The sequence below is a fragment of the Tatumella morbirosei genome (assembly GCF_000757425.2).
In the GTDB taxonomy this organism is placed as follows: Bacteria; Pseudomonadota; Gammaproteobacteria; order Enterobacterales; family Enterobacteriaceae; genus Tatumella; species Tatumella morbirosei.
This window is the reverse complement of the sequence record NZ_JPKR02000003.1, coordinates 1,442,863-1,463,499: the sequence shown is the minus strand read 5'-3', so window position 1 is coordinate 1,463,499 and position 20,637 is coordinate 1,442,863. Positions and strand designations below refer to the sequence as shown.

The 20,637-nt window shown below is 50.3% G+C and carries 16 protein-coding genes, 2 tRNA genes and 2 rRNA genes; 9 read left to right on the top strand and 11 right to left on the bottom strand.

The genetic code is table 11. The features are described from left to right. Positions 1 to 63 precede the first annotated feature (63 nt). The 3 genes from HA49_RS09600 (at position 64) to HA49_RS09590 (ending at position 3,472) form a co-directional block, all read left to right on the top strand. Positions 64 to 2,969, top strand: a 23S ribosomal RNA gene (locus HA49_RS09600). A gap of 210 nt (positions 2,970 to 3,179) precedes the next feature. Then, positions 3,180 to 3,295: ribosomal RNA gene (gene rrf, locus HA49_RS09595) — 5S ribosomal RNA — on the top strand. 100 nt (positions 3,296 to 3,395) lie between these two features. After that, positions 3,396 to 3,472, top strand: a tRNA-Asp gene (locus HA49_RS09590). Positions 3,473 to 3,750: 278 nt separating this feature from the next. Here the strand turns inward: HA49_RS09590 and HA49_RS09585 are convergent. From HA49_RS09585 to tauA, 5 genes are all read right to left on the bottom strand, one after another. Further along, positions 3,751 to 5,256, bottom strand: coding sequence for a sugar porter family MFS transporter (locus tag HA49_RS09585; RefSeq protein WP_038022443.1), 1,506 nt, complete (start codon positions 5,254 to 5,256; stop codon positions 3,751 to 3,753). A 546-nt stretch (positions 5,257 to 5,802) separates the two neighbouring features. Then, positions 5,803 to 6,648 carry a taurine dioxygenase gene (tauD, locus tag HA49_RS09580; protein ID WP_038022442.1) on the bottom strand — a complete coding sequence of 282 codons (846 nt, stop codon included), beginning with the start codon at positions 6,646 to 6,648 and terminating at the stop codon, positions 5,803 to 5,805. Further along, positions 6,632 to 7,477: an ABC transporter permease subunit gene (locus tag HA49_RS09575; RefSeq protein WP_038022441.1), complete on the bottom strand. Its 846-nt coding sequence runs from the start codon at positions 7,475 to 7,477 to the stop codon at positions 6,632 to 6,634. The genes tauD and HA49_RS09575 overlap by 17 nt, the downstream gene beginning before the upstream one ends. Then, positions 7,470 to 8,249, bottom strand: coding sequence for a taurine ABC transporter ATP-binding protein (locus tag HA49_RS09570; RefSeq protein WP_038022440.1), 780 nt, complete (start codon positions 8,247 to 8,249; stop codon positions 7,470 to 7,472). Before HA49_RS09570 ends, HA49_RS09575 begins: the two co-directional genes overlap by 8 nt. A gap of 12 nt (positions 8,250 to 8,261) precedes the next feature. Beyond that, positions 8,262 to 9,245 carry a taurine ABC transporter substrate-binding protein gene (gene tauA / locus HA49_RS09565; protein WP_038022439.1) on the bottom strand — a complete coding sequence of 328 codons (984 nt, stop codon included), beginning with the start codon at positions 9,243 to 9,245 and terminating at the stop codon, positions 8,262 to 8,264. 326 nt (positions 9,246 to 9,571) lie between these two features. On the opposite strand from tauA, the gene dkgB reads away from it, so the two are divergent. Beyond that, positions 9,572 to 10,375, top strand: coding sequence for a 2,5-didehydrogluconate reductase DkgB (gene dkgB / locus HA49_RS09560; RefSeq protein WP_038022438.1), 804 nt, complete (start codon positions 9,572 to 9,574; stop codon positions 10,373 to 10,375). Here dkgB and yafC read toward each other — a convergent pair. Then, positions 10,372 to 11,268, bottom strand: coding sequence for a DNA-binding transcriptional regulator YafC (yafC, locus tag HA49_RS09555; protein ID WP_038022437.1), 897 nt, complete (start codon positions 11,266 to 11,268; stop codon positions 10,372 to 10,374). The two genes, dkgB and yafC, sit on opposite strands and share 4 nt — an antisense overlap. A gap of 105 nt (positions 11,269 to 11,373) precedes the next feature. Between yafC and HA49_RS09550 the strand changes: the two genes are divergently transcribed. Continuing rightward, positions 11,374 to 12,552, top strand: coding sequence for an MFS transporter (locus tag HA49_RS09550; RefSeq protein WP_038022436.1), 1,179 nt, complete (start codon positions 11,374 to 11,376; stop codon positions 12,550 to 12,552). 152 nt (positions 12,553 to 12,704) lie between these two features. Next, a complete protein-coding gene (locus HA49_RS09545) occupies positions 12,705 to 13,490 on the top strand; it encodes an endonuclease/exonuclease/phosphatase family protein (RefSeq protein WP_038022435.1) in 786 nt (261 codons plus the stop codon). Between the two features lie 70 nt (positions 13,491 to 13,560). Here HA49_RS09545 and mltD read toward each other — a convergent pair whose 3' ends face one another. Both mltD and gloB read right to left on the bottom strand, forming a co-directional pair. Continuing rightward, the gene (gene mltD / locus HA49_RS09540; protein WP_038022434.1) at positions 13,561 to 14,940 is read right to left on the bottom strand and encodes a murein transglycosylase D; all 1,380 of its coding nucleotides are present in this window, start codon (positions 14,938 to 14,940) and stop codon (positions 13,561 to 13,563) included. Between the two features lie 76 nt (positions 14,941 to 15,016). Beyond that, the gene (gloB, locus tag HA49_RS09535; RefSeq protein WP_038022769.1) at positions 15,017 to 15,772 is read right to left on the bottom strand and encodes a hydroxyacylglutathione hydrolase; all 756 of its coding nucleotides are present in this window, start codon (positions 15,770 to 15,772) and stop codon (positions 15,017 to 15,019) included. 57 nt (positions 15,773 to 15,829) lie between these two features. Between gloB and HA49_RS09530 the strand changes: the two genes are divergently transcribed. After that, positions 15,830 to 16,567, top strand: coding sequence for a methyltransferase domain-containing protein (locus HA49_RS09530; RefSeq protein WP_038022433.1), 738 nt, complete (start codon positions 15,830 to 15,832; stop codon positions 16,565 to 16,567). On the opposite strand, the gene rnhA is transcribed toward HA49_RS09530, so the two are convergent. Further along, positions 16,549 to 17,115: a ribonuclease HI gene (rnhA, locus tag HA49_RS09525; protein ID WP_169748769.1), complete on the bottom strand. Its 567-nt coding sequence runs from the start codon at positions 17,113 to 17,115 to the stop codon at positions 16,549 to 16,551. The two genes, HA49_RS09530 and rnhA, sit on opposite strands and share 19 nt — an antisense overlap. Between rnhA and dnaQ the strand changes: the two genes are divergently transcribed. Then, positions 17,069 to 17,800, top strand: a complete 732-nt coding sequence (gene dnaQ, locus HA49_RS09520) for a DNA polymerase III subunit epsilon (RefSeq protein WP_038022429.1) — start codon at positions 17,069 to 17,071, stop codon at positions 17,798 to 17,800. The two genes, rnhA and dnaQ, sit on opposite strands and share 47 nt — an antisense overlap. Positions 17,801 to 17,926: 126 nt before the next feature. Beyond that, positions 17,927 to 18,003 (top strand) — tRNA-Asp (locus HA49_RS09515). A 243-nt stretch (positions 18,004 to 18,246) separates the two neighbouring features. Here the strand turns inward: HA49_RS09515 and HA49_RS09510 are convergent. Then, on the bottom strand, positions 18,247 to 19,428 hold the full coding sequence (locus HA49_RS09510; RefSeq protein WP_038022427.1) for an amidohydrolase: 1,182 nt from the start codon (positions 19,426 to 19,428) through the stop codon (positions 18,247 to 18,249). A gap of 15 nt (positions 19,429 to 19,443) precedes the next feature. Further along, the gene (locus HA49_RS09505) at positions 19,444 to 20,631 is read right to left on the bottom strand and encodes an MFS transporter (protein ID WP_038022424.1); all 1,188 of its coding nucleotides are present in this window, start codon (positions 20,629 to 20,631) and stop codon (positions 19,444 to 19,446) included. Positions 20,632 to 20,637: the final 6 nt, after the last annotated feature.

Sequence of the window (20,637 nt, the reverse complement as noted above, 5' to 3'; positions counted from 1 at the left end):
TATTCAGAGTCTCTCAAAAACTTTTACGATTCATAGTCGTTGCAAGACGTCTGTGGGTTGTGAGGTTAAGCGAATAAGCGTACACGGTGGATGCCCTGGCAGTCAGAGGCGATGAAGGACGTGCTAATCTGCGAAAAGCGCCGGTAAGGTGATATGAACCGATACAGCCGGCGATGTCCGAATGGGGAAACCCGGTGCACTCAGTGCATCATCGCAACATGAATACATAGTGTTGCGAGGCGAACCGGGGGAACTGAAACATCTAAGTACCCCGAGGAAAAGAAATCAACCGAGATTCCCCCAGTAGCGGCGAGCGAACGGGGAGCAGCCCTGAACCATCATCAGTGTGTGTGTTAGTGGAAGCGTCCGGAATGGCGCACGATACAGGGTGAAAGTCCCGTACATGAAAATGCACATACTGTGAGTTCGAAGAGTAGGGCGGGACACGTGGTATCCTGTCTGAATATGGGGGGACCATCCTCCAAGGCTAAATACTCCTGACTGACCGATAGTGAACCAGTACCGTGAGGGAAAGGCGAAAAGAACCCCGGCGAGGGGAGTGAAAAGAACCTGAAACCGTGTACGTACAAGCAGTGGGAGCACCCTTTGGGGTGTGACTGCGTACCTTTTGTATAATGGGTCAGCGACTTATATTCTGTAGCAAGGTTAACCGTATAGGGGAGCCGCAGGGAAACCGAGTCTTAACTGGGCGTTAAGTTGCAGGGTATAGACCCGAAACCCGGTGATCTAGCCATGGGCAGGTTGAAGGTTGGGTAACACTAACTGGAGGACCGAACCGACTAATGTTGAAAAATTAGCGGATGACCTGTGGCTGGGGGTGAAAGGCCAATCAAACCGGGAGATAGCTGGTTCTCCCCGAAAGCTATTTAGGTAGCGCCTCGTGAACTCATCTCCGGGGGTAGAGCACTGTTTCGGCTAGGGGGCCATCCCGGCTTACCAACCCGATGCAAACTGCGAATACCGGAGAATGTTATCACGGGAGACACACGGCGGGTGCTAACGTCCGTCGTGAAGAGGGAAACAACCCAGACCGCCAGCTAAGGTCCCAAAGTCATGGTTAAGTGGGAAACGATGTGGGAAGGCTCAGACAGCCAGGATGTTGGCTTAGAAGCAGCCATCATTTAAAGAAAGCGTAATAGCTCACTGGTCGAGTCGGCCTGCGCGGAAGATGTAACGGGGCTAAACCATGCACCGAAGCTGCGGCAGCGACACTATGTGTTGTTGGGTAGGGGAGCGTTCTGTAAGCCGTTGAAGGTGGACTGTGAGGTCTGCTGGAGGTATCAGAAGTGCGAATGCTGACATAAGTAACGATAAAGCGGGTGAAAAGCCCGCTCGCCGGAAGACCAAGGGTTCCTGTCCAACGTTAATCGGGGCAGGGTGAGTCGACCCCTAAGGCGAGGCTGAAAAGCGTAGTCGATGGGAAACAGGTTAATATTCCTGTACTTGGTGTTACTGCGAAGGGGGGACGGAGAAGGCTATGTCATCCGGGCGACGGTTGTCCCGGTTTAAGCGTGTAGGCTGAGATTCCAGGCAAATCCGGAATCTCTTAAGGCTGAGGCGTGATGACGAGGTGCTACGGCACTGAAGTGACAAATGCCCTGCTTCCGGGAAAAGCCTCTAAGCTCCAGGTAACACGAAATCGTACCCCAAACCGACACAGGTGGTCAGGTAGAGAATACCAAGGCGCTTGAGAGAACTCGGGTGAAGGAACTAGGCAAAATGGTGCCGTAACTTCGGGAGAAGGCACGCTGGCGCGTAGGTGAAGGGACTTGCTCCCGGAGCTGAAGCCAGTCGAAGATACCAGCTGGCTGCAACTGTTTATTAAAAACACAGCACTGTGCAAACACGAAAGTGGACGTATACGGTGTGACGCCTGCCCGGTGCCGGAAGGTTAATTGATGGGGTTATCGCTCTGCGAGAAGCTCCTGATCGAAGCCCCGGTAAACGGCGGCCGTAACTATAACGGTCCTAAGGTAGCGAAATTCCTTGTCGGGTAAGTTCCGACCTGCACGAATGGCGTAATGATGGCCAGGCTGTCTCCACCCGAGACTCAGTGAAATTGAAATCGCTGTGAAGATGCAGTGTACCCGCGGCAAGACGGAAAGACCCCGTGAACCTTTACTATAGCTTGACACTGAATATTGAGCCTTGATGTGCAGGATAGGTGGGAGGCACTGAAGTACGGACGCCAGTTCGTACGGAGCCATCCTTGAAATACCACCCTTTAATGTTTGATATTCTAACGTGGACCCGTTATCCGGGTTGCGGACAGTGTCTGGTGGGTAGTTTGACTGGGGCGGTCTCCTCCCAAAGAGTAACGGAGGAGCACGAAGGTTAGCTAATCACGGTCGGACATCGTGAGGTTAGTGCAAAGGCATAAGCTAGCTTGACTGCGAGAGTGACGGTTCGAGCAGGTGCGAAAGCAGGTCTTAGTGATCCGGTGGTTCTGAATGGAAGGGCCATCGCTCAACGGATAAAAGGTACTCCGGGGATAACAGGCTGATACCGCCCAAGAGTTCATATCGACGGCGGTGTTTGGCACCTCGATGTCGGCTCATCACATCCTGGGGCTGAAGTAGGTCCCAAGGGTACGGCTGTTCGCCGTTTAAAGTGGTACGCGAGCTGGGTTTAGAACGTCGTGAGACAGTTCGGTCCCTATCTGCCGTGGGCGCTGGAGAATTGAGGGGGGTTGCTCCTAGTACGAGAGGACCGGAGTGAACGCACCACTGGTGTTCGGGTTGTCATGCCAATGGCATTGCCCGGTAGCTAAGTGCGGAAAAGATAAGTGCTGAAAGCATCTAAGCACGAAACTTGCCCCGAGATGAGTTCTCCCTGACCCTTTAAGGGTCCTGAAGGGACGTTGAAGACGACGACGTTGATAGGCCGGATGTGTAAGTGCAGCGATGCATTGAGCTAACCGGTACTAATGACCCGTGAGGCTTAACCTTACAACGCCAGAGGCGTTTTGCAGAGACGACAAAGATTTTCAGCGAGTTCCTGATAGTTAAATTAAAAAATTAGCGGGAATGAAAGATTTTCCGTTCAGAGAAGGCGGCAAGCGCGTGATGAGAAGGAGCATACATGAGTATGTGACTGAACAGCACGAGCGAAGCCAACACAGTATGAACGAAAAAGATTCATTCCGAGCACAGAATTTGCCTGGCGGCTAGAGCGCGGTGGTCCCACCTGACCCCATGCCGAACTCAGAAGTGAAACGCCGTAGCGCCGATGGTAGTGTGGGGTCTCCCCATGCGAGAGTAGGGAACTGCCAGGCATCCAATTACGACCAGAACAGTGGTCATGACTTTTACCGTGACGGGTAAAAGGTGAAATACCTGGGTTCAGACAGTTTCTGAGCTCAGTACAGAATCGGTGGAGCGGTAGTTCAGTTGGTTAGAATACCTGCCTGTCACGCAGGGGGTCGCGGGTTCGAGTCCCGTCCGTTCCGCCACTTTATAGAGTGCATATCCATCTGATATGCTTTAAGAAAACCGCACATTTCGATGTGCGGTTTTTTTTTGCCTTCATATTTTACTTCCCTACTGTAAGAATTATTGGTACCGCTCAATTGAGTCTTCTTTGTCAGGTTATTGCTTCCCGGAACAGCGAAAGCTGAGGCATAGAAACACGGGCTGGGTATCGTACGGGCCAGACGAAAAAAAATCCCCCTGCAGAACAGAGGGATTTCATATGATGATTCGAATTCGTCACTCAACAGCTCCTGATTAATCAGGACTCTGACTGAACCTGAGACTGAGCTGGCTTAGCTTTATTTTGCTGCTGTCGGGGATAAAAATGTCCTTCTTTCAACGATATTTCTATCTCTTCCAGAGAACGGCCTTTGGTTTCCGGTACAACAAAATAGATAAACAGGAAACCCAGTAAATTTAGTAATGCATAGAACCACATAGCCCCGCCAATCCCCAGGAGATTAACCAGCGATAGAGCAGTGGCCGTCAGCAGCAGATTTGAACCCCATAACATAGCTGCGTGCAGGCTGGTCGCCTTTTCTCTGATTCCGGTAGGGTAGACCTCAGACCCAATCAGCCAGCCGATCACCTGAATACCGCCGGAATTAAACACCATAAAAGCAAACAGGCAACTCACCACCAACCAGCCGTGGTTTCCACCGTGACTATCGAGAATAAATACCAACCCTAATAGTAACAGGCTGATAATTGCGCCTGGCATCATCCAGAGTGTTAATTTGCGGCGGCCGAGATGGTCAACCAGCAATTTACCTATAACCGTCAGCACCAGATAGATAGCCGCGACCCCCAGGGCCGAATGCAGAGCAGCTGCACGGCTAAATCCCGCATCCGTCAGGAATGTCGGAGTATAGTAGATCATCATCTCGATACCTGAGAGCTGAGTAAAGGCCGCAACGCCTAAGCCAGCAAACAGCGCCGGACGCAACCAGGGTTGTTTCAGGTCTTTCCATCCCAGGGTCGATTTCCGTGCTGTTTTGTCGTGCACTTTTTGAATATTTCTGAGTTCATGCCGGACTTCACGATCAGTCTCCCGTACCATGTTTAAGGCGATACGTGCTTCACGGGTTCGTTTCTGCCCAACCAGCCAGCGCGGGCTTTCCGGGAGTGGCAACATGCCAAACATCAGGATAAGCGCAGGGATAGCTGCAACGGAAAACATCACCCGCCAGCTCCATATGTCCTGCAGGAATGCACCTACCAGACCTGCGGTCAGAATCCCGACGCCAATGGAAATATTAAAAAAGGTCACCAGCCGGCCACGTTTATGTGAGGGAGCCAACTCTGCGATATAGACAGGGACTATCTGAGAGGCACCACCCACGGCAAATCCGAGCACAACTCTTGCCAGGGCCAGTGCAGTGGCTGAATCTGACCAGCCTGAGGCCAGCACACCAATGGCAAAGATTGCCGCGACAGTCATGACGGTATAACGACGACCGATAGTTGCTGAGAGTTTGCCACAAACCAGAGCACCGATGACTGCACCGACCAGAATGGCGCTGGTCACCAGTTCCTGAGCCTGACCGGACAATGAAAAATCGTGGCTGATTTGTAACAAGGCACCGGAAATAATCCCGGTATCATACCCATAGAGAAAACCCGCAATAGCGGCGATACCGGTCGCAGTTAACAGAAAGGCATCTGCGCTGAGAAAATAAGTGGTACTGTTTTCTTCGGTTTCGGCAGAATTTGAGACTGCCGGTGGTGTATCAGGTGAGGAATGTTTGAGCTGTGGATCAGTCATAATTACCTTTTATAGTTAAAGTGTACTGGGTGAATTTTCCTTGCGATGAGTAATATGGGAATCACCGGTGGTCTGTCCGGTAATGTGGTTTCTGAATACGGGGTTAGTACGAAGTTTACACATCTCCTCATTCTTAAAAGATATAAGTAAATTAAAAAACTACTTTACAAGCTATAACAGTTGCGGCCCGTGATGTCATTTTTTTATGACCTGTATCACAAAATTTGGCTATATTCAGACGAAATATCTATGAATGGTTTAAGTAATAACATATCTCTCTGAAATATTTTTCATCTATCACCGACTCTGTGAAGGGGGAATTCCCTGAATATTGATGAGCCTGATGATATCTATTTTATGTGGTGACGGTTGGGTAAGTTATGTCAGATTGTTGAGGGAGAGGCAGAGAGATTGGAATCATAACCAGCACTATGACTGATGCTATTATCCGGAAAAAATAAAACGTTATCTGATAAGACAAGCAGGCCTTGCCGGTAGCTGTAGAATTTAGCTCAGCCTACCGGCAGTAGTATATGGCGTAAGCCATTATCCGTGGATACCTTTTGGCTGGTCTCCCAGGATAGTGGCTCTGTGCATCACCCGACGCTGTGGACGGTAATCATCGCAGGCATAGTGCTGAGTGATTCGGTTATCCCACATGACCAGATCATATTGCTGCCAGTGCCAGCGCACACAAAATTCTGGCTGAGTACTCTGAGCAAACAGTAAATCAAGCACGGCCCGGCTCTCATTATCATTCAGTTCAACAATTTTTCGGGTGAAACCTGCAGAGACAAATAACCCTTTTTCGCCGGTCTCCGGATGCACTCTGACTACCGGGTGGATCACGGGCGGATTGTTCTGCCTGGCTTTATCAAACCGTGCTGAAGCTTCCGGGGTGCTGGCAAAACGACTGACCGGGAATGATAAAGTAATATCATGTTCAGCATGTAATGGTTCAAGCAGTGCCTGTAGTGGCGCTGAAAGAGCCTTCCAGGCGGCGCTGCAACTTGCCCATAATGTATCCCCTCCAAACTCTGGCACCTGGCGGGCACTTAATAGTGAAGCCATTGGTGGTGTCTGAATAAAAGTCACATCCGTATGCCAGAGGGCATTATCACGTAAGTCGTTGAGTTCAGTGTCCAGAACCATGACTTCCGGATTCTCCGGAGAAGACGGGTAGATCGGGTGAATATGGAGGTCACCAAAATGGTTGGCCAGACGTGCCTGCTGTGCCGGGGTTATTGGCTGATTGCGGAAGAAGATGACCTGATGTTCCCGCAGCCATTGTCTGATCAGTTCTATCTCTTCGGCCTGAAGATCCTGGCACAAATCAATACCGCTGATCTCTGCGCCCAGCGCACTGGCAATCCTTTTAACTTTGGGCATCATGCAAACTCCAACTGACGAAATATTTTTGAACCTGACGTAAGCCAAATTCGATAATTAATGCAATAAACGCGATGATAATGATCCCTGCTACGACCACCTCTGTGGAGAGAAACTGGGCTGCTGATTCCACCATAAACCCAAGTCCCTGGTTCGCCGCAATAAGTTCTGCGGCAACCAGCGTAGACCAGCCAACTCCCAGAGCAATCCTAAGGCCGGTAATAATGTCCGGTAAAATAGCGGGCAGAATAACCAGCCGAACCACCTGACCGTAGCCTGCTCCCAGGCACCTGACGACCTGAATACGGTTTCTGTCAACACGACGCACCGCCTCTGATGTCGCTATTACCAGTGGAGCAAAGATCGCCAGGTAAATCAGCAGAACTTTCGAGACTTCACCAATACCGAACCAGATAACAATTAGCGGTAAATAGGCCAGTGGCGGGATAGGGCGGTAAAAATCAATAAACGGGTCAACGACCGCCTTGGCGATTTTATTCAGCCCCATCAGGATCCCCAATGGCAGTGCCGTAACCAGGGCGAAAAACAGTGCAACCAACACCCGGTACAGACTGGCTTCAATATGCTGTCCCAATGTCACATCCAGGTATCCCTGCTGCCAGAGGGTGCTAAACGCTTTCAGCAGTTCCGGAATGGTCGGGAAAAATAACGGATTAAGCCATCCGGCATAAGGCGCGATGGCCCAAAACAGGATCACGACCGCAATACTGAACAAAGAAATTAATGTCGGATGGTCACTCAACCGGAATTTTGCCTTTGAATTACTGCCGACCGTTTGCCGGGCTAGCTGGTCGATGGCTTTATTAGTCATCACTCTCCTCCAGTAACAGATCTAAAATCTGCTGACGTTGTTGAGAGAATGAATATTCAGCCTTTAGGGTTCTGACACTTTCTCCGTTATGGAATCTGCGGGAAAATTCGGGGTTAAACCGGGCAATCACGCCGAGTGGCGGCCCTTTGAGTACCAGCAGATTGCTGGCGAGTAACAGACCTTCATCGACGCTATGGGTAATTAATAAAATGCCGACACCGGTTTCTTTCCAGATACGCAGAAGTAACTGCTGCATCTTCTCACGGGTTAGTGCATCCAGTGCACCGAAAGGTTCATCGAGTAAAATAAAACGTGGTTTGATGGCCAGCACCCGGGCGAGACCGAGTCGCTGGCGTTGACCTCCGGATAATTCCCGTACTGCATGACTGGCGTAATCCGCGAGTCCAACCAGTTGAAGATAGTGCAGAGCTTGCTGACGTCTTTCCTGCTTGTTTACGCCATTAATCCGCAACCCGATAGCGACATTATCGATAGCATTCAGCCAGGGCATCAGCGCGTGATCCTGAAATACCACGGCACGCTCTGCAGAGGGTGAGGTCAGCTGTTGATGATCAAGACTGACAATTCCTGCGTCCGGGGCTTTGAAGCCGGCGAGAATATTCAGTATTGTCGATTTACCGCAACCGGAAGATCCCAGTAATACATTGATTTCTCCCTGTTCCAGGCTTAGAGAAAAATCCTGAATAATCGGGCGGACCGAGCGGCCTTTGGTATAGGACAGGCTGATATTATTAGCGGTTAACCGGCTCATAGCTTTCCCCTGTTAATGTGGTGCGGGAATGTACTGGCTACTGACATACGGGCTGTAGTCAGGGAGTACCCCGGGAATTCGTTTTTGCTGGAACAGGAATTCTGCGGTGGCTTTGGTGGCTTTTGCTATTCCTCCGCCGAGATACTCCGGACCCGCTTGTTCACTGGCATCAGGGTATTTATTACCAGCGATTAGCGCAGGAACATCGGCCGGATTAACGCCGACCAGACGGGCTGTTGCCGCAGCGTTTGCGGAGGTCGCACTCCATTTTTCCGGATGCTGACGATAATCGCTGATACTGTCGAGAGTGACGGCAGCAAATTTCTTCAGTATCTCCGGATGCTTGTCGGCGAAATCTTTACGCGCTACCCAGACTTCAAATGTTGGTTCTCCCCACTTCCCAACCTGTGCAGCGTCGGTCAGGACTGTCCCGGACTTTTCAATTTCACTGAGTGCCGGAGCCCAGACAAAGGCACCATCAATGTCACCTCGTTTCCAGGCGGCTGCAATTTCTAAGGGTTGCAGATTAACGATTTTTACTTGCTTATCTGAAATGCCCCAGTGTTTAAGTGCGCCCAGCAGGCTAAAGTGTGAGGTCGACACAAAAGGGGTGGCAATGGTTTTTCCTTTCAGATCCTCAGGGCTGGTGATTCCGCTGCCGTTGCGTACCACCAGGGCCTCTGAAGACTGGATTTGATCCACGACCAGAAAGGCAACAATCGGAACTTTACGCGACACAGCTGCCGCAAAAGGACTGGAGCCTAAATCACCAATCTGAATGGCACCGGAAACCAGTGCTGATACCACTCCCGGACCACTGTCAAAACGGCGCCAGTCCAGCTTCTGGCCGATTTCTTTATCATAGGTGCCAGCTGCCTGCGGAACTTTTGAAGGGTCAACCCCTGTCTGATAACCCACCACAATATTTTCGGCTTGCGCAGATAAGGATAGAGCTAAGGCACTGAGTGCCAGGACAATCTTTCCGGTTTTTTGCATGGTGTTCTCCCCTTGAAAGATTTGATGCTAAATCGGAAAAAACACACGGAGAAATAACAAAACAGAAGATGTTAGTGATTATTGATATAACCACTTTCTATTAATTTATCAAAAGCTTATGTGTTTATTGAATAAGTATGCAAGTGACTTATTTTTAAGATATTTTTTAAATCCTAAGGGCGTTTTTTGGCGATGTTATGAGATTACCTGCTGGCAGGATGGGTTTATTGTTGCTGATTTCGCAAAAATATTATGACAATTATGTCATTTTTTCGCAGGGCAAGGGTTGCAATACTTATCCCATAATTTCTACAGGAGAAAATACAATGACTGTTCCAATGTTTGGTTTAGGTACCTTCCGTCTGAAAGATGAAGTGGTCAAAGCCTCTGTCACTCAGGCTCTGGCTTTGGGATACCGGGCGGTTGATACGGCGCAAATCTATGATAATGAGGCTGCGGTGGGTGAAGCAATTCGCGACAGTGGTGTGCCGCGCCAGGACATTTACCTGACCACTAAAATATGGGTCGAGAACCTGGGCGCAGATAAGCTGATCGACAGCCTGAAGCTCAGCCTGGAAAAATTACAGACCAGTTATGCTGATCTGGTACTGGTCCACTGGCCATCACCTGGTCAGGCGGTTTCTGTCGCAGAAACGATGCAGGCTCTGGCAGAGGCAAAAGCACAAGGCCTGGCCCGGGAAATTGGTATTTCTAATTTTACCATTGATCTGATGCAGCAGGCGGTGGACGCGATTGGTGCGGAGAATATTGCCACTAACCAGATAGAGTTATCGCCTTTCCTGCAAAACCAGAAAGTAGTTGATTATGCAAAAAAATTGGGAATTCACATCACCTCTTACATGACTCTGGCTTATGGTGAAGCGCTGAAATCAGCGGTGATTGGGCGGATTGCAGAAAAACACAATGCGACGCCGGCTCAGGTTATCCTTGCCTGGGCGATGGGACTGGGATACTCAGTCATTCCTTCTTCTACAAAAGCAGAAAACCTGAAGAGCAATCTGCAGGCTGTCTCACTTAAACTCGATGCTGATGACTATGCTGCGATTGCTGCACTGGAGTCCGGTAACCGTCTGGTCAGCCCTGAAGGCCTGGCACCAGACTGGGATTAAGTCTGACGTGCAGCCAGTTCGCTGCTAATGAAATCGATAAAAGCGCGGATCCGGCTACTGACTGCGTTATCACTGTAAAATACAGCACTCACCGGCATTCCTACTGGCTGAGTGCTGTCAGCCAGTAAAACAACCAGTTCTCCACGGGCAATCTCATCATCCACCATAAAATCGGACAGACAGGCGATGCCATTGTGCTGCAGGCACAGTTGTTTAATGACTTCACCGCTGTTTGAACTCATCGTTGCAGTCACCGGTAATAGCTCTCCGTCAGCGACCTGAAGAGGCCAAATATTAAGAGAGGCGGGTTCAGTAAACCCCAGACAGCGATGCTGGCTTAAGTCAGCAGGAGTTTCCGGTGTGCCCCATTCAGCAAGATAAGCGGGGGTAGCAACAATACGCCGGTAGCTGGTCAGCAGAGGCCTTGCCCGTAATGTCGAATCACTTAGGGTTCCCGCCCGGATAGCAATATCTACCTTACGTTCAATCAGATTGATAAACGTCTCGGAAGAGATCAGTGACAGATTAATCTGCGGATAGCACTGGCGAAATTTTGCAATATACGGGTTTAACAGATACAGCAGAACCGGCGTAGCGGCATCAATGCTTAAATTTCCTACCGGGACCTGCTGGCTTTCCAGCAATTCACTTTCGGCAGAAGCCATTTCCTGCAGGATAGCCTGGGCGCGACGAAAGTAGCGTTCCCCTTCGCGGGTCAGGCTTAACTGGCGCGTCGTCCGGTTCAGCAGACTGATATTAAATTTATTTTCCAGCTTCTTAATCGAGCGACTGACAGCAGAATTGGCCATATCCAGCTGTTCTGCTGCACGGCTAAAGCTGCCGCTTTCGACAACCGCGACAAAAATGGCCATTTCTTCAGAGGAGGCTTTCATTATTGCTCCGGTAGCAAAATTCAATTGAGATTATGGGTATTTTTGTCATTTAAACATAGCGGGATACTTCGCGTCATCTTAATAACAGAAGTTCCGGAGATAAAAATGCCTTTAGCACTACTCGCACTGACTATCAGTGCATTTGCCATAGGGACGACCGAATTCGTGATTGTCGGCCTGATTCCCTCTATTGCTGATCAACTGTCGATTGGAATACCACTTGCAGGATTACTGGTGTCTATCTATGCCGTCGGGGTTGCCGTCGGAGCTCCTTTGTTGACGGCTCTGACAGGAAAAATGCCACGCAAATTACTGCTTGTCGGCCTGATGGGATTGTTTACTGTGGGTAATCTGGTGGCCTGGCTGGCCCCGGATTACGAAACCTTGGTGATTGCCCGTTTGTTGACGGGGCTGGCACACGGAGTGTTTTTTTCAGTAGGCAGCACCATTGCAACCAGCCTGGTCCCGAAAGAGAAAGCTGCTTCAGCGATAGCTATGATGTTTGGGGGACTGACGGTCGCTCTGGTGACCGGCGTACCGCTCGGAACCTTTATTGGCCAGCATTTTGGCTGGCGCGAAACTTTCCTGGCGGTTTCCTTTATCGGACTGATTGCTTTAGTCGCTAGTCTGCTGCTGGTACCCTCTGACATTCCTCAGCGTGCCGCAGTGAGTGTAAAACAGCAACTCAGTGTACTGACGCATCCTCGTTTGTTACTGATTTATGCCATTACCGCGCTGGGATATGGCGGAGTGTTTACTGCCTTTACTTTCCTTGCCCCAATGATGCAGGAACTGGCAGGCTTCTCGCCCTCTGCGGTCAGTCTGATTCTATTGGGCTATGGGATTTCAGTGGCGATTGGCAATCTGTGGGGAGGGCGACTGGCTGATAAAAGGGGCCCTGTTCCGGCGTTAACCATTATCTTTACTGGCCTGGTGGTATTATTGCTGGTATTTCAGATGACAGCATCACTTCAGTATCCGGCTCTGATCACAGTATTACTGATGGGTATTTTCGCTTTTGCTAACGTACCCGGGCTGCAGGTCTATGTGGTACAAAAAGCAGAAGAAATTACCCCGGGGGCTGTGGATGTGGCTTCAGGGCTGAATATTGCCGCTTTTAATATCGGAATTGCGCTGGGATCACTGGTTGGTGGCCAGATTGTCACTCATTACGGGTTGTCCGAAACTCCGTGGGTTGGTGCAATCATTGTACTGGTGGCTCTGGTGATGGTTATTGTCGGGGGACGGCTGGACCAACGGCACCGGGTCACGGTCAGAACTTAGGGGAGAGAAAAAGGCCGGTGATGACCGGCCTTTATGGATTTAAAGTGTGGCGACATAAAGGAGTTGACGGTTGCTGATTGAAACCCGGGCATAAAATCCCTATAACAGAGTAATGGAAATGAACCCGGTTTTTGACAAGAGCAAACGCTAACGTGCAGAAAAAGACTTATGCCATGAGATATGTCGCCGGACAGCCAGTGGAGCGAACTTTTCCGCCAGCAGCCCTGTTACATGTCGGGAAGGCACTGCCTGCGGGTACACCATTGACCGCGGAAGCACGGTTGAAGGTGCTGGTATGGAATATTTTTAAACAACAACGTGCAGAGTGGCAATCGGCACTGAGAGATTTTGGTAAAGACTCTCATCTGGTGTTACTGCAGGAAGCACAAACCACCCCGGAGTTAATTCAGTTTGCTACCACTCACTACCTTGCCGCCGATCAGGTTCCGGCTCTGGTACTGCCTCAGCATCCTTCCGGAGTCATGACACTGGCGTCTGCTCATGCTGTGTATTGCTGTCCGTTGCGTGAACGTGAACCTCTGCTGCGTCTGGCGAAATCAGCATTGGTTACTGCCTATCCGCTGGCTGGCGGAAAGATGTTGATGGTGGTAAATATTCATGCGGTCAACTTTAGTCTGGGGATTGATATTTATCGTAAACAGCTGGCAGTGATTGGTGAACAGATTAAACATCATAATGGCCCGGTCCTGATGGCAGGGGATTTTAATGCCTGGAGTCGGCAACGTATTCACGTGCTTTATAAGTTCATGCGCCAGCTGGGGCTACGTGAAGTGATCTTTGCCCATGACTTACGCCGTACGGCTTTTGGACGGCCACTGGATTATATCTTCTACCGAAATATGGAAGTTAAAAAGGCCGCTGTGCTGGAAACTTCAGCCTCTGACCATAATCCATTACAGGCCGAATTTTTGTTCTGACCTAAGTCAGAGTGTTGCTGCGGGAATAAAAAAAGGGCTGACAGTTGTCAGCCCTTTTTTTGCAGAAAAACTAACTGTTATTCACAAACAAAGTCAGTTTATCACCTGGTCGTAATGTACCTTCATCCGACAGCAGCGCATTCCAACGTAATACGTCTTTGATGTTTACGCCATGCCTGGACGCGATGCTGGAAAGAGAATCACCCTTGCGAACGTTATAGGTGATACTGTTTCCATTATCTGCCAGCTGGCTCGCTCTGGAACTACCAGAACCGAGTTTCAGCGTCTGTCCCGGTCTTAACGCTGCCGTTCTCAGATTATTCAGTGATTTCAGAGAACGAACACTTATACCTGTTTTGGCGGCTACCGCAGAAAGCGTATCACCGCGACGAACTCTGTAACTGCGCGGTTGCGATATGCTGTCATTATTAGCCATCAACTCAGGCTGAATAGCCTTAATATCCGTTGAAGCCAGAGACATCTTCAACTGCTCTACATGGGATTTTGGTACCATAATGTACTGTGGTCCCTGAGGAGCTGTGGTCCCTTTTTTATACCCGGCATTAAAACTCTTCAGTCGTGATACCGGGATGCCTGCCATTTCAGCCGCCTGAGTCAGCTTAATTTGCTGACCAACTTCGACACGCGCCAAGGCCCTGCTTTCGTTCGCTGCCGGCAAGCGCACACCATAACGTTTGTTGTTCTTCAGTATCTCGCTTAATGCCAGCATTTTCGGGATATAAACCGTGGTCTCTTTTGGCAGTGATAAGTGCCAGAAATCAGTGGGTTTTCCCCGTGCCTTATTTTGTTTGATAGCTTTTAATACTGTACCTTCACCGCTGTTATAAGCAGCAATGGTCAGCAGCCAGTCACCGTCAAACATCTTATTTAGGCGTTGCAGCATATTCAAAGCAACCCGCGTTGATGCAACCACATCTCTGCGGCCGTCATACCACTGGTTTTGTTTCAATCCATAATTCCGACCCGTGCTGGCCACAATCTGCCAGATGCCTGCGGCATTGGCGGCTGAGGTTGCATGCGGGTCAAAAGCGCTCTCCACTATGGGTAGCAGTACCAGTTCCATCGGCATTTTACGTTGCTGTATTTGCCCGACTATCCAGTACATGTACGGTTCTGCCCGTAATGTTACATCGTGGAGATAGCTCTTATTTCTCAGATACTTATTTTTTTGTTCACGGATCCGGCTGTTATCCGGAATCCCCATCTTCAACTCGTCACTAATGGTAGCCCAGAGATTGTTGTCTTGTGCGATATCAGTTCCATCATCCTGCCATCGCGGTGACAACATTCGCTCACCGTACTTACCATTTTCTCCCTGACCAGCTGAAGACAGACTCTGTGCATGCTGGACCGGTATATCAGCGTCTTTCCCTGACGCCTGACATGCCACCAGCAAGACCGAGGCGAATAAAATCGCTTTAGCCTTCATGTATGTGTCATCGTTGATAGTAGATTAAAAGACGAGCAATCATACGTGACACAGTGGCACAACACAATGAAAAAAATTAATAGTTGTCTTTCTTATGGCGCAGAGCAGCAAAAACTTGTGATGCCGGTGGTAAATTTACTTCAGGCAGTATATTTCTTTGTAAATCAGCGTTATGAGTATTAAGGAAAACGTTAATTTCCCGTTCAGTCGCCAGGGTTGAAGGCAGAGTAATGCGACTATTATCGCGTAACTGTTTAATTTTATGGTAATAGGCGAGAATTGTCTGATTATCCGGCCATACGGAGGCGGCAAAGGCCATATTTGATAAGGTATATTCATGTGCACAGCATATGAGAGTTTCTGCGGGTAGCTTATTAAGTTTTTGAAAAGAATCATACATCTGTTCAGGTGTACCTTCAAAAAGCCTGCCGCAACCGCCGGAAAACATTGTGTCGCCACAAAAAAGATAAGGTTCGCTGTAGTAAGAGATGTGTCCTGCGGTATGGCCGGGAGTGGCGATTACACTGAACTGATGTTCCAGAATTGTGATAGAACTCCCATCCCGGAGCAGTTGTGTGGCACCTTTAGTTTGAGTTTCCTGCGGGCCATAAACCACCAGCTCAGGCCATTTTCTGACCAGCTCAGCGACACCCTCCACGTGATCACTGTGATGATGAGTCAGCAAGATAGCGACGGGTTGCCACTGATTTGCTGCTATAGTGTCTGTCACTGGCTGAGCTTCTCCGGGGTCAACGATAATACACTGACCCCGGGTATCGCTGAGTACCCAGATGTAGTTATCGCGAAGAGCGGGGATACTGGTAAGATTCAAACGGTGAAGACTCATACTCGCCTCTCATAATTCTGAATGTTTTAATGATGGTAAAACATGAAGCCTGCGAAAACACGCCAAATTCTGACCGCCCCTGACCGATGGGAAGATATGCCCTGGGGCAACTACTTTCATGACGCGTTAAATTATCACCTGCAACCTTACCTGAATAAACTGTATGGCACACATCTGCTTAAAATTGGTCAGTTGAGCAGCACTATTGACACCCGCAGTTGTGCCATCAGCCATCAGGTCGATGTCAGCCCGTCGAGCGCAGTCGGCGGCGTGGCAGGGGAATTGGGTCGGTTGCCATTTCTCAGTAAGTCGGTGGATGCCTGTCTCCTGGCACATACCCTCAGCTGGAGCCAGGATCCACATCAGGTGCTTAGGGAGGCTGACCGGGTATTGATTGATGACGGCTGGATTATTCTCAGTGGCTTTAACCCCTATAGCCTGTTAGGGATCGGTAAAATCGTGCCTGGCCTGCACCGACGCACTCCCTGGAATGGCCGGATGTTCAGTCAGGGGCGTCTGGTTGACTGGCTGGGGCTGCTTAATTATGAAATTATTTGCCGAAGCCGTTTTCAGGTTGTTCCCTGGAAACAGCAGGGCGGTAAATTAATCAGTGCCCATCTGCCGGCACTGGGATGCATTAATATCTTAGTGGCCAGAAAGCGGACCTGGCCGCTAACGCCAACCCGAAGTAAATTATCTGCCAGCCGGCCAAGAATAAGAACTGCCGTCAATGTCACGCGACAGTTATCTGAGGCCGCAGATCACGATAAAACGGAATAACCGGTATCTTCAAGGTCAGCTTTACCGGCAGCCTGACGCGCCAGTTCGTCGCAGCGTTCATTTTCAGGGTGGCCAGCGTGGCCTTTGACCCATTGCCAGTCAATGCTATGCCCCTGTAATGCCTGATCCAGCCGTTGCCAGAGATCAACGTTTTTGACCGGTTTTTTATCCGCGGTTTTCCAGCCACGTTTTTTCCAGTTGAATATCCATTGAGTTATGCCCTGACGTACGTACTGGCTGTCGGTACTGATAGTCACATCACAGGCTTCTTTCAGGGCCTCCAGCGCGACAATCGCTGCCATCAGTTCCATCCGGTTATTGGTCGTCAAACGATAACCCTGACTGAATTCTTTCTCATGTTGTCCGTAGCGTAAAATAGCACCGTAACCACCCGGTCCGGGATTACCCAGGCAGGAACCGTCGGTGAAAATTTCTACCTGTTTGCGCATCTCTGGTAGACTTCCTGTTGTGAAAAATCCAAGTCTGACATAAACGGCCCCTATGAGCACAGTAAAAAACCGCCAAATCGTTCTCGATACAGAAACCACCGGTATGAATATGATCGGTGTACATTATGAAGGTCACCGCATCATTGAGATTGGTGCGGTCGAAGTGATCAATCGCCGCCTCACCGGGAATAATTTTCATGTGTATCTGAAACCAGACCGGCTGGTGGATCCGGAAGCGTTCGGAGTTCACGGGATATCTGATGAGTTTCTGGTGGATAAACCACTGTTTTCTCAGGTGGCCGATGAATTTCTGGATTACATTCGTGGCGCTGAACTGATCATTCATAATGCCTCATTTGATATCGGCTTTATGGATTATGAATTCGGGAAGCTAAACCGCGGACTGGAAAAGACAGAAACTTTTTGTCAGGTCACCGATAGCCTGTTGATGGCGCGTAAGATGTTCCCCGGTAAGAGGAACAGCCTGGATGCGCTTTGTTCACGCTTTGATATCGATAACACCAAGCGTACGCTGCACGGCGCATTACTCGATGCCGAGATACTTGCTGATGTCTATCTGGCAATGACCGGCGGGCAAACGTCACTGACATTTGCCTCTGACGCGGATGCTAATCAAAGCGCTGATCAGGGAATCACACACCGCGAAGTACAAAGCAGTGGGGGACTGCGGGTGATCCAGGCAGATGCTGACGAAATCGCGGCCCACGAATCACGCCTCGATCTGGTTCTGAAAAAAGGAGGCAGTTGTCTGTGGCGTGTTTAGTGGCATATACAGATTATGGCCGAAGAGACTAAAAAAACGGCAAACACATTGATTGCTGAAGAAAAACCATTGACGGGCTGAGTGAAGGCCATTAATATTCGCCTCGTTCCCGACGGGGAATGAAGCGGAGCGGTAGTTCAGTTGGTTAGAATACCTGCCTGTCACGCAGGGGGTCGCGGGTTCGAGTCCCGTCCGTTCCGCCACTATTCAGGGCCATGCTATTGATTAGCATGGCCTTTTTTGTTTGTCATTTTTTCGATATGCTCTCCAGTAGGCCATAAGCATTCGGCTTCTATGACGCACTATTGTTTCTTCCTGGACGGTATTTAGTCTGGGAGTTGGTGTGCCATTACAGTCCTGGTGACTAACAAACTGTGACTACTATGGAACTGATTGTGAGAATTACCAACCATTGCACCTTATCCGTTGCAATGGTTGGTGAGACGTTAAATGGCCTCAAATAACGCGCTTACCAGCGCAATATGTGCCTTAACGCCCACGGACAGCGCGGCTTCATCAATACGGAAGTGTGGATTATGGACGTTCCATACGGCTCCCTTTTCCTCGTTGCCGCAGCCGATAAACAGGAACGAGCCGGGAATTTTCTCCTGATAGGATGAGAAATCTTCGCTGCCGAACAGCGCGCGATCGGCCAACTGCAGCGTCCCTTCATCAAAGTGCTCCGCAATGGCGTGTTGGGCGATGGCGTTGGTGTCGGCATGGTTATTTCCGACGGCATAACCTTGCTGCCAGCGGATCTCACAGCGCGCCCCGTGGGCGCTCACTACGCCTTCAACAATACGCTGCATCAGCTTAGGAACCTGTTCACGAACCTGCTGATTATGGGTTCGCACCGTTCCTGCCAGACGGGCGCTGTCCGGAATGACGTTATAGCTGTCACCGGCCTGGAAGGTGGCTATGGTCAGCACCGGGGCGTTAATCGGGTCAAGATTACGTGCGACCACGTTTTGCAGTGCGGTCACCACTTCAGCGCCGATTACCACCGGATCGATACAGAACTGCGGCATTGAACCGTGGCCACCCTGCCCAAAAATAGTGATGTCAAAGTTATCGCTGGAAGCGACGTAAACGCCCTGTTTCAGCGTGATTGTTCCGGTAGGGTTGTTCGGTAAAACGTGCAGGCCGAAAATCTTTTCGACGTCGTCGACGACGCCTTTCTCCACCAGCTCGCGTGCGCCGCCTGGTGGCACCTCTTCAGCAGGTTGAAAGATAAACTTAATGCTGCCGCAAAGCTGGCTGCGCAGATGGCAGAGCACTTTCGCTGCCCCCATTAACATGGCGGTGTGGGCATCGTGACCACAGGCGTGCATGACGCCGGGCTGGGTGGAGCTAAATGACTCTCCACTCTCTTCCTGTAGCGGTAGCGCATCGATATCGGCTCTCAGCGCCCAGGTTGGGCCGGGTTTTTCACCCTGTAATACGGCAACTACGCTGTTCTCCAGCGGGCGGCTTATCGTAAGCTCCGGCAGATTCCCCAGCTCGCGGGCAATAAAATCAGCGGTGGGTTTTTCCTGAAACGAGAGGTCCGGGTTGGCGTGAATATGTCTGCGCCAGCGGATCATCTCTTCATTCACGTCGCGGATAAGTTTTTCGGTGGTACTTTTCATGACAATCTCCTTCAGTCAGTCATTCACCTGTAGTGTGGCCACAGGTTTTTTTATCAGCGGTACTATCGCCGCCCCCGCGCAGATCATTGCCAGTGACAGGAAAATAAATGCGCTTTCATAGCTTTGGCTTTTCCCGACAAGATAGCCAATGACAATAGGCGAAACGAAGCCTCCCAGTGTTCCGCCGGTATTTATCAGGCCGATAGCCGAGCCCATAATATTCTCAGGAAGGCGTTTCATTGGCAGGGTAAAGGCTGTAACAAATGTTGCCATCAGGAAAATTTCCCCAACGAACAGCAGTATGCTGGCAGTCAGTGCTGTGGCGGTATGGAAGATCCCGAAAATGGCGGCACCACCAATCAGCGCGCAGATCAAAATCACCTGCGGCTCGCGGTTGTGGAAATATTTCCCGACGAACCAGCCGGTGCACAAAGACGAGAACCAAATCCCCACGCCGCCAACGGCGACGACATAGCCGGAAATCTCCAGCGGCATCCCCCTGCTCTGGACAAAGAATTTTGGCAGCCAGGCCATCAGGCCGTAGTTGGGTATATTGATGCAGAACACAGAGACAAAGAGTAGAACCACCGTCGGATTACGCCACAGAGCGCCGTTTTGCTCATCTGACTGCTGACGTGGCGCAGGTTTCTGATAGGGCACGCGTACGGCGATCAGTACGGCGATGGCACAAGCAACGATCCCCAACGCCACAAACGACGCGTGCCAGCCCAGGTGTTCCAGCGCAGAGACGGCCATAATTGGCCCCACGGTCACTGCCAACCCGGCGGAGGAAAGCACAACCGATTGCGCAAAGGTGCGTTTTTCCGGGGCGAAATTGCTGACCACTGCTTTCGCGCAAGAGCAGGGATAGCCGGAATGTCCCACCCCGGAGAGAAAACGAAACAGCAGCAGCAGGCCAAAGCTCATGCCCAGCGCACCGAAGCACAGAGCGAAGAACCCGAGCGCGCACAGGGAGAGGATAAGCATGGTCTTATAGCCGAGCCTGTCGTTCAGCCAGCCCGCGGGCACCTGAAAGAGAGAGTAGGCCAGGAAGAAAATGCCGGTGATGTAGCCAAGCTCCGCGCTGGTGAGGCCAAACTCTCTTTCGATGGGTAGTAAGGCAAACCCCATGACAGTTTTATCAATATAGACCACGACATAGCCAACAAATAGCAAAAAAATCATATGTGACTGGCTTTTCATTTTTTC

Excerpts from the sequence above, each read along its gene's own strand:
- tauA (WP_038022439.1), bottom strand. The coding sequence starts at position 9,245 with ATGCAAAAAACCGGAAAGATTGTCCTGGCACTCAGTGCCTTAGCTCTA.
- tauD (WP_038022442.1), bottom strand. The coding sequence starts at position 6,648 with ATGATGCCCAAAGTTAAAAGGATTGCCAGTGCGCTGGGCGCAGAGATC.
- HA49_RS09530 (WP_038022433.1), top strand. The coding sequence starts at position 15,830 with ATGAAGCCTGCGAAAACACGCCAAATTCTGACCGCCCCTGACCGATGG.
- dkgB (WP_038022438.1), top strand. The coding sequence starts at position 9,572 with ATGACTGTTCCAATGTTTGGTTTAGGTACCTTCCGTCTGAAAGATGAA.
- HA49_RS09510 (WP_038022427.1), bottom strand. The coding sequence starts at position 19,428 with ATGAAAAGTACCACCGAAAAACTTATCCGCGACGTGAATGAAGAGATG.
- HA49_RS09585 (WP_038022443.1), bottom strand. The coding sequence starts at position 5,256 with ATGACTGATCCACAGCTCAAACATTCCTCACCTGATACACCACCGGCA.
- mltD (WP_038022434.1), bottom strand. The coding sequence starts at position 14,940 with ATGAAGGCTAAAGCGATTTTATTCGCCTCGGTCTTGCTGGTGGCATGT.
- HA49_RS09505 (WP_038022424.1), bottom strand. The coding sequence starts at position 20,631 with ATGAAAAGCCAGTCACATATGATTTTTTTGCTATTTGTTGGCTATGTC.
- HA49_RS09550 (WP_038022436.1), top strand. The coding sequence starts at position 11,374 with ATGCCTTTAGCACTACTCGCACTGACTATCAGTGCATTTGCCATAGGG.
- HA49_RS09570 (WP_038022440.1), bottom strand. The coding sequence starts at position 8,249 with ATGAGCCGGTTAACCGCTAATAATATCAGCCTGTCCTATACCAAAGGC.
- dnaQ (WP_038022429.1), top strand. The coding sequence starts at position 17,069 with ATGAGCACAGTAAAAAACCGCCAAATCGTTCTCGATACAGAAACCACC.
- yafC (WP_038022437.1), bottom strand. The coding sequence starts at position 11,268 with ATGAAAGCCTCCTCTGAAGAAATGGCCATTTTTGTCGCGGTTGTCGAA.
- HA49_RS09575 (WP_038022441.1), bottom strand. The coding sequence starts at position 7,477 with ATGACTAATAAAGCCATCGACCAGCTAGCCCGGCAAACGGTCGGCAGT.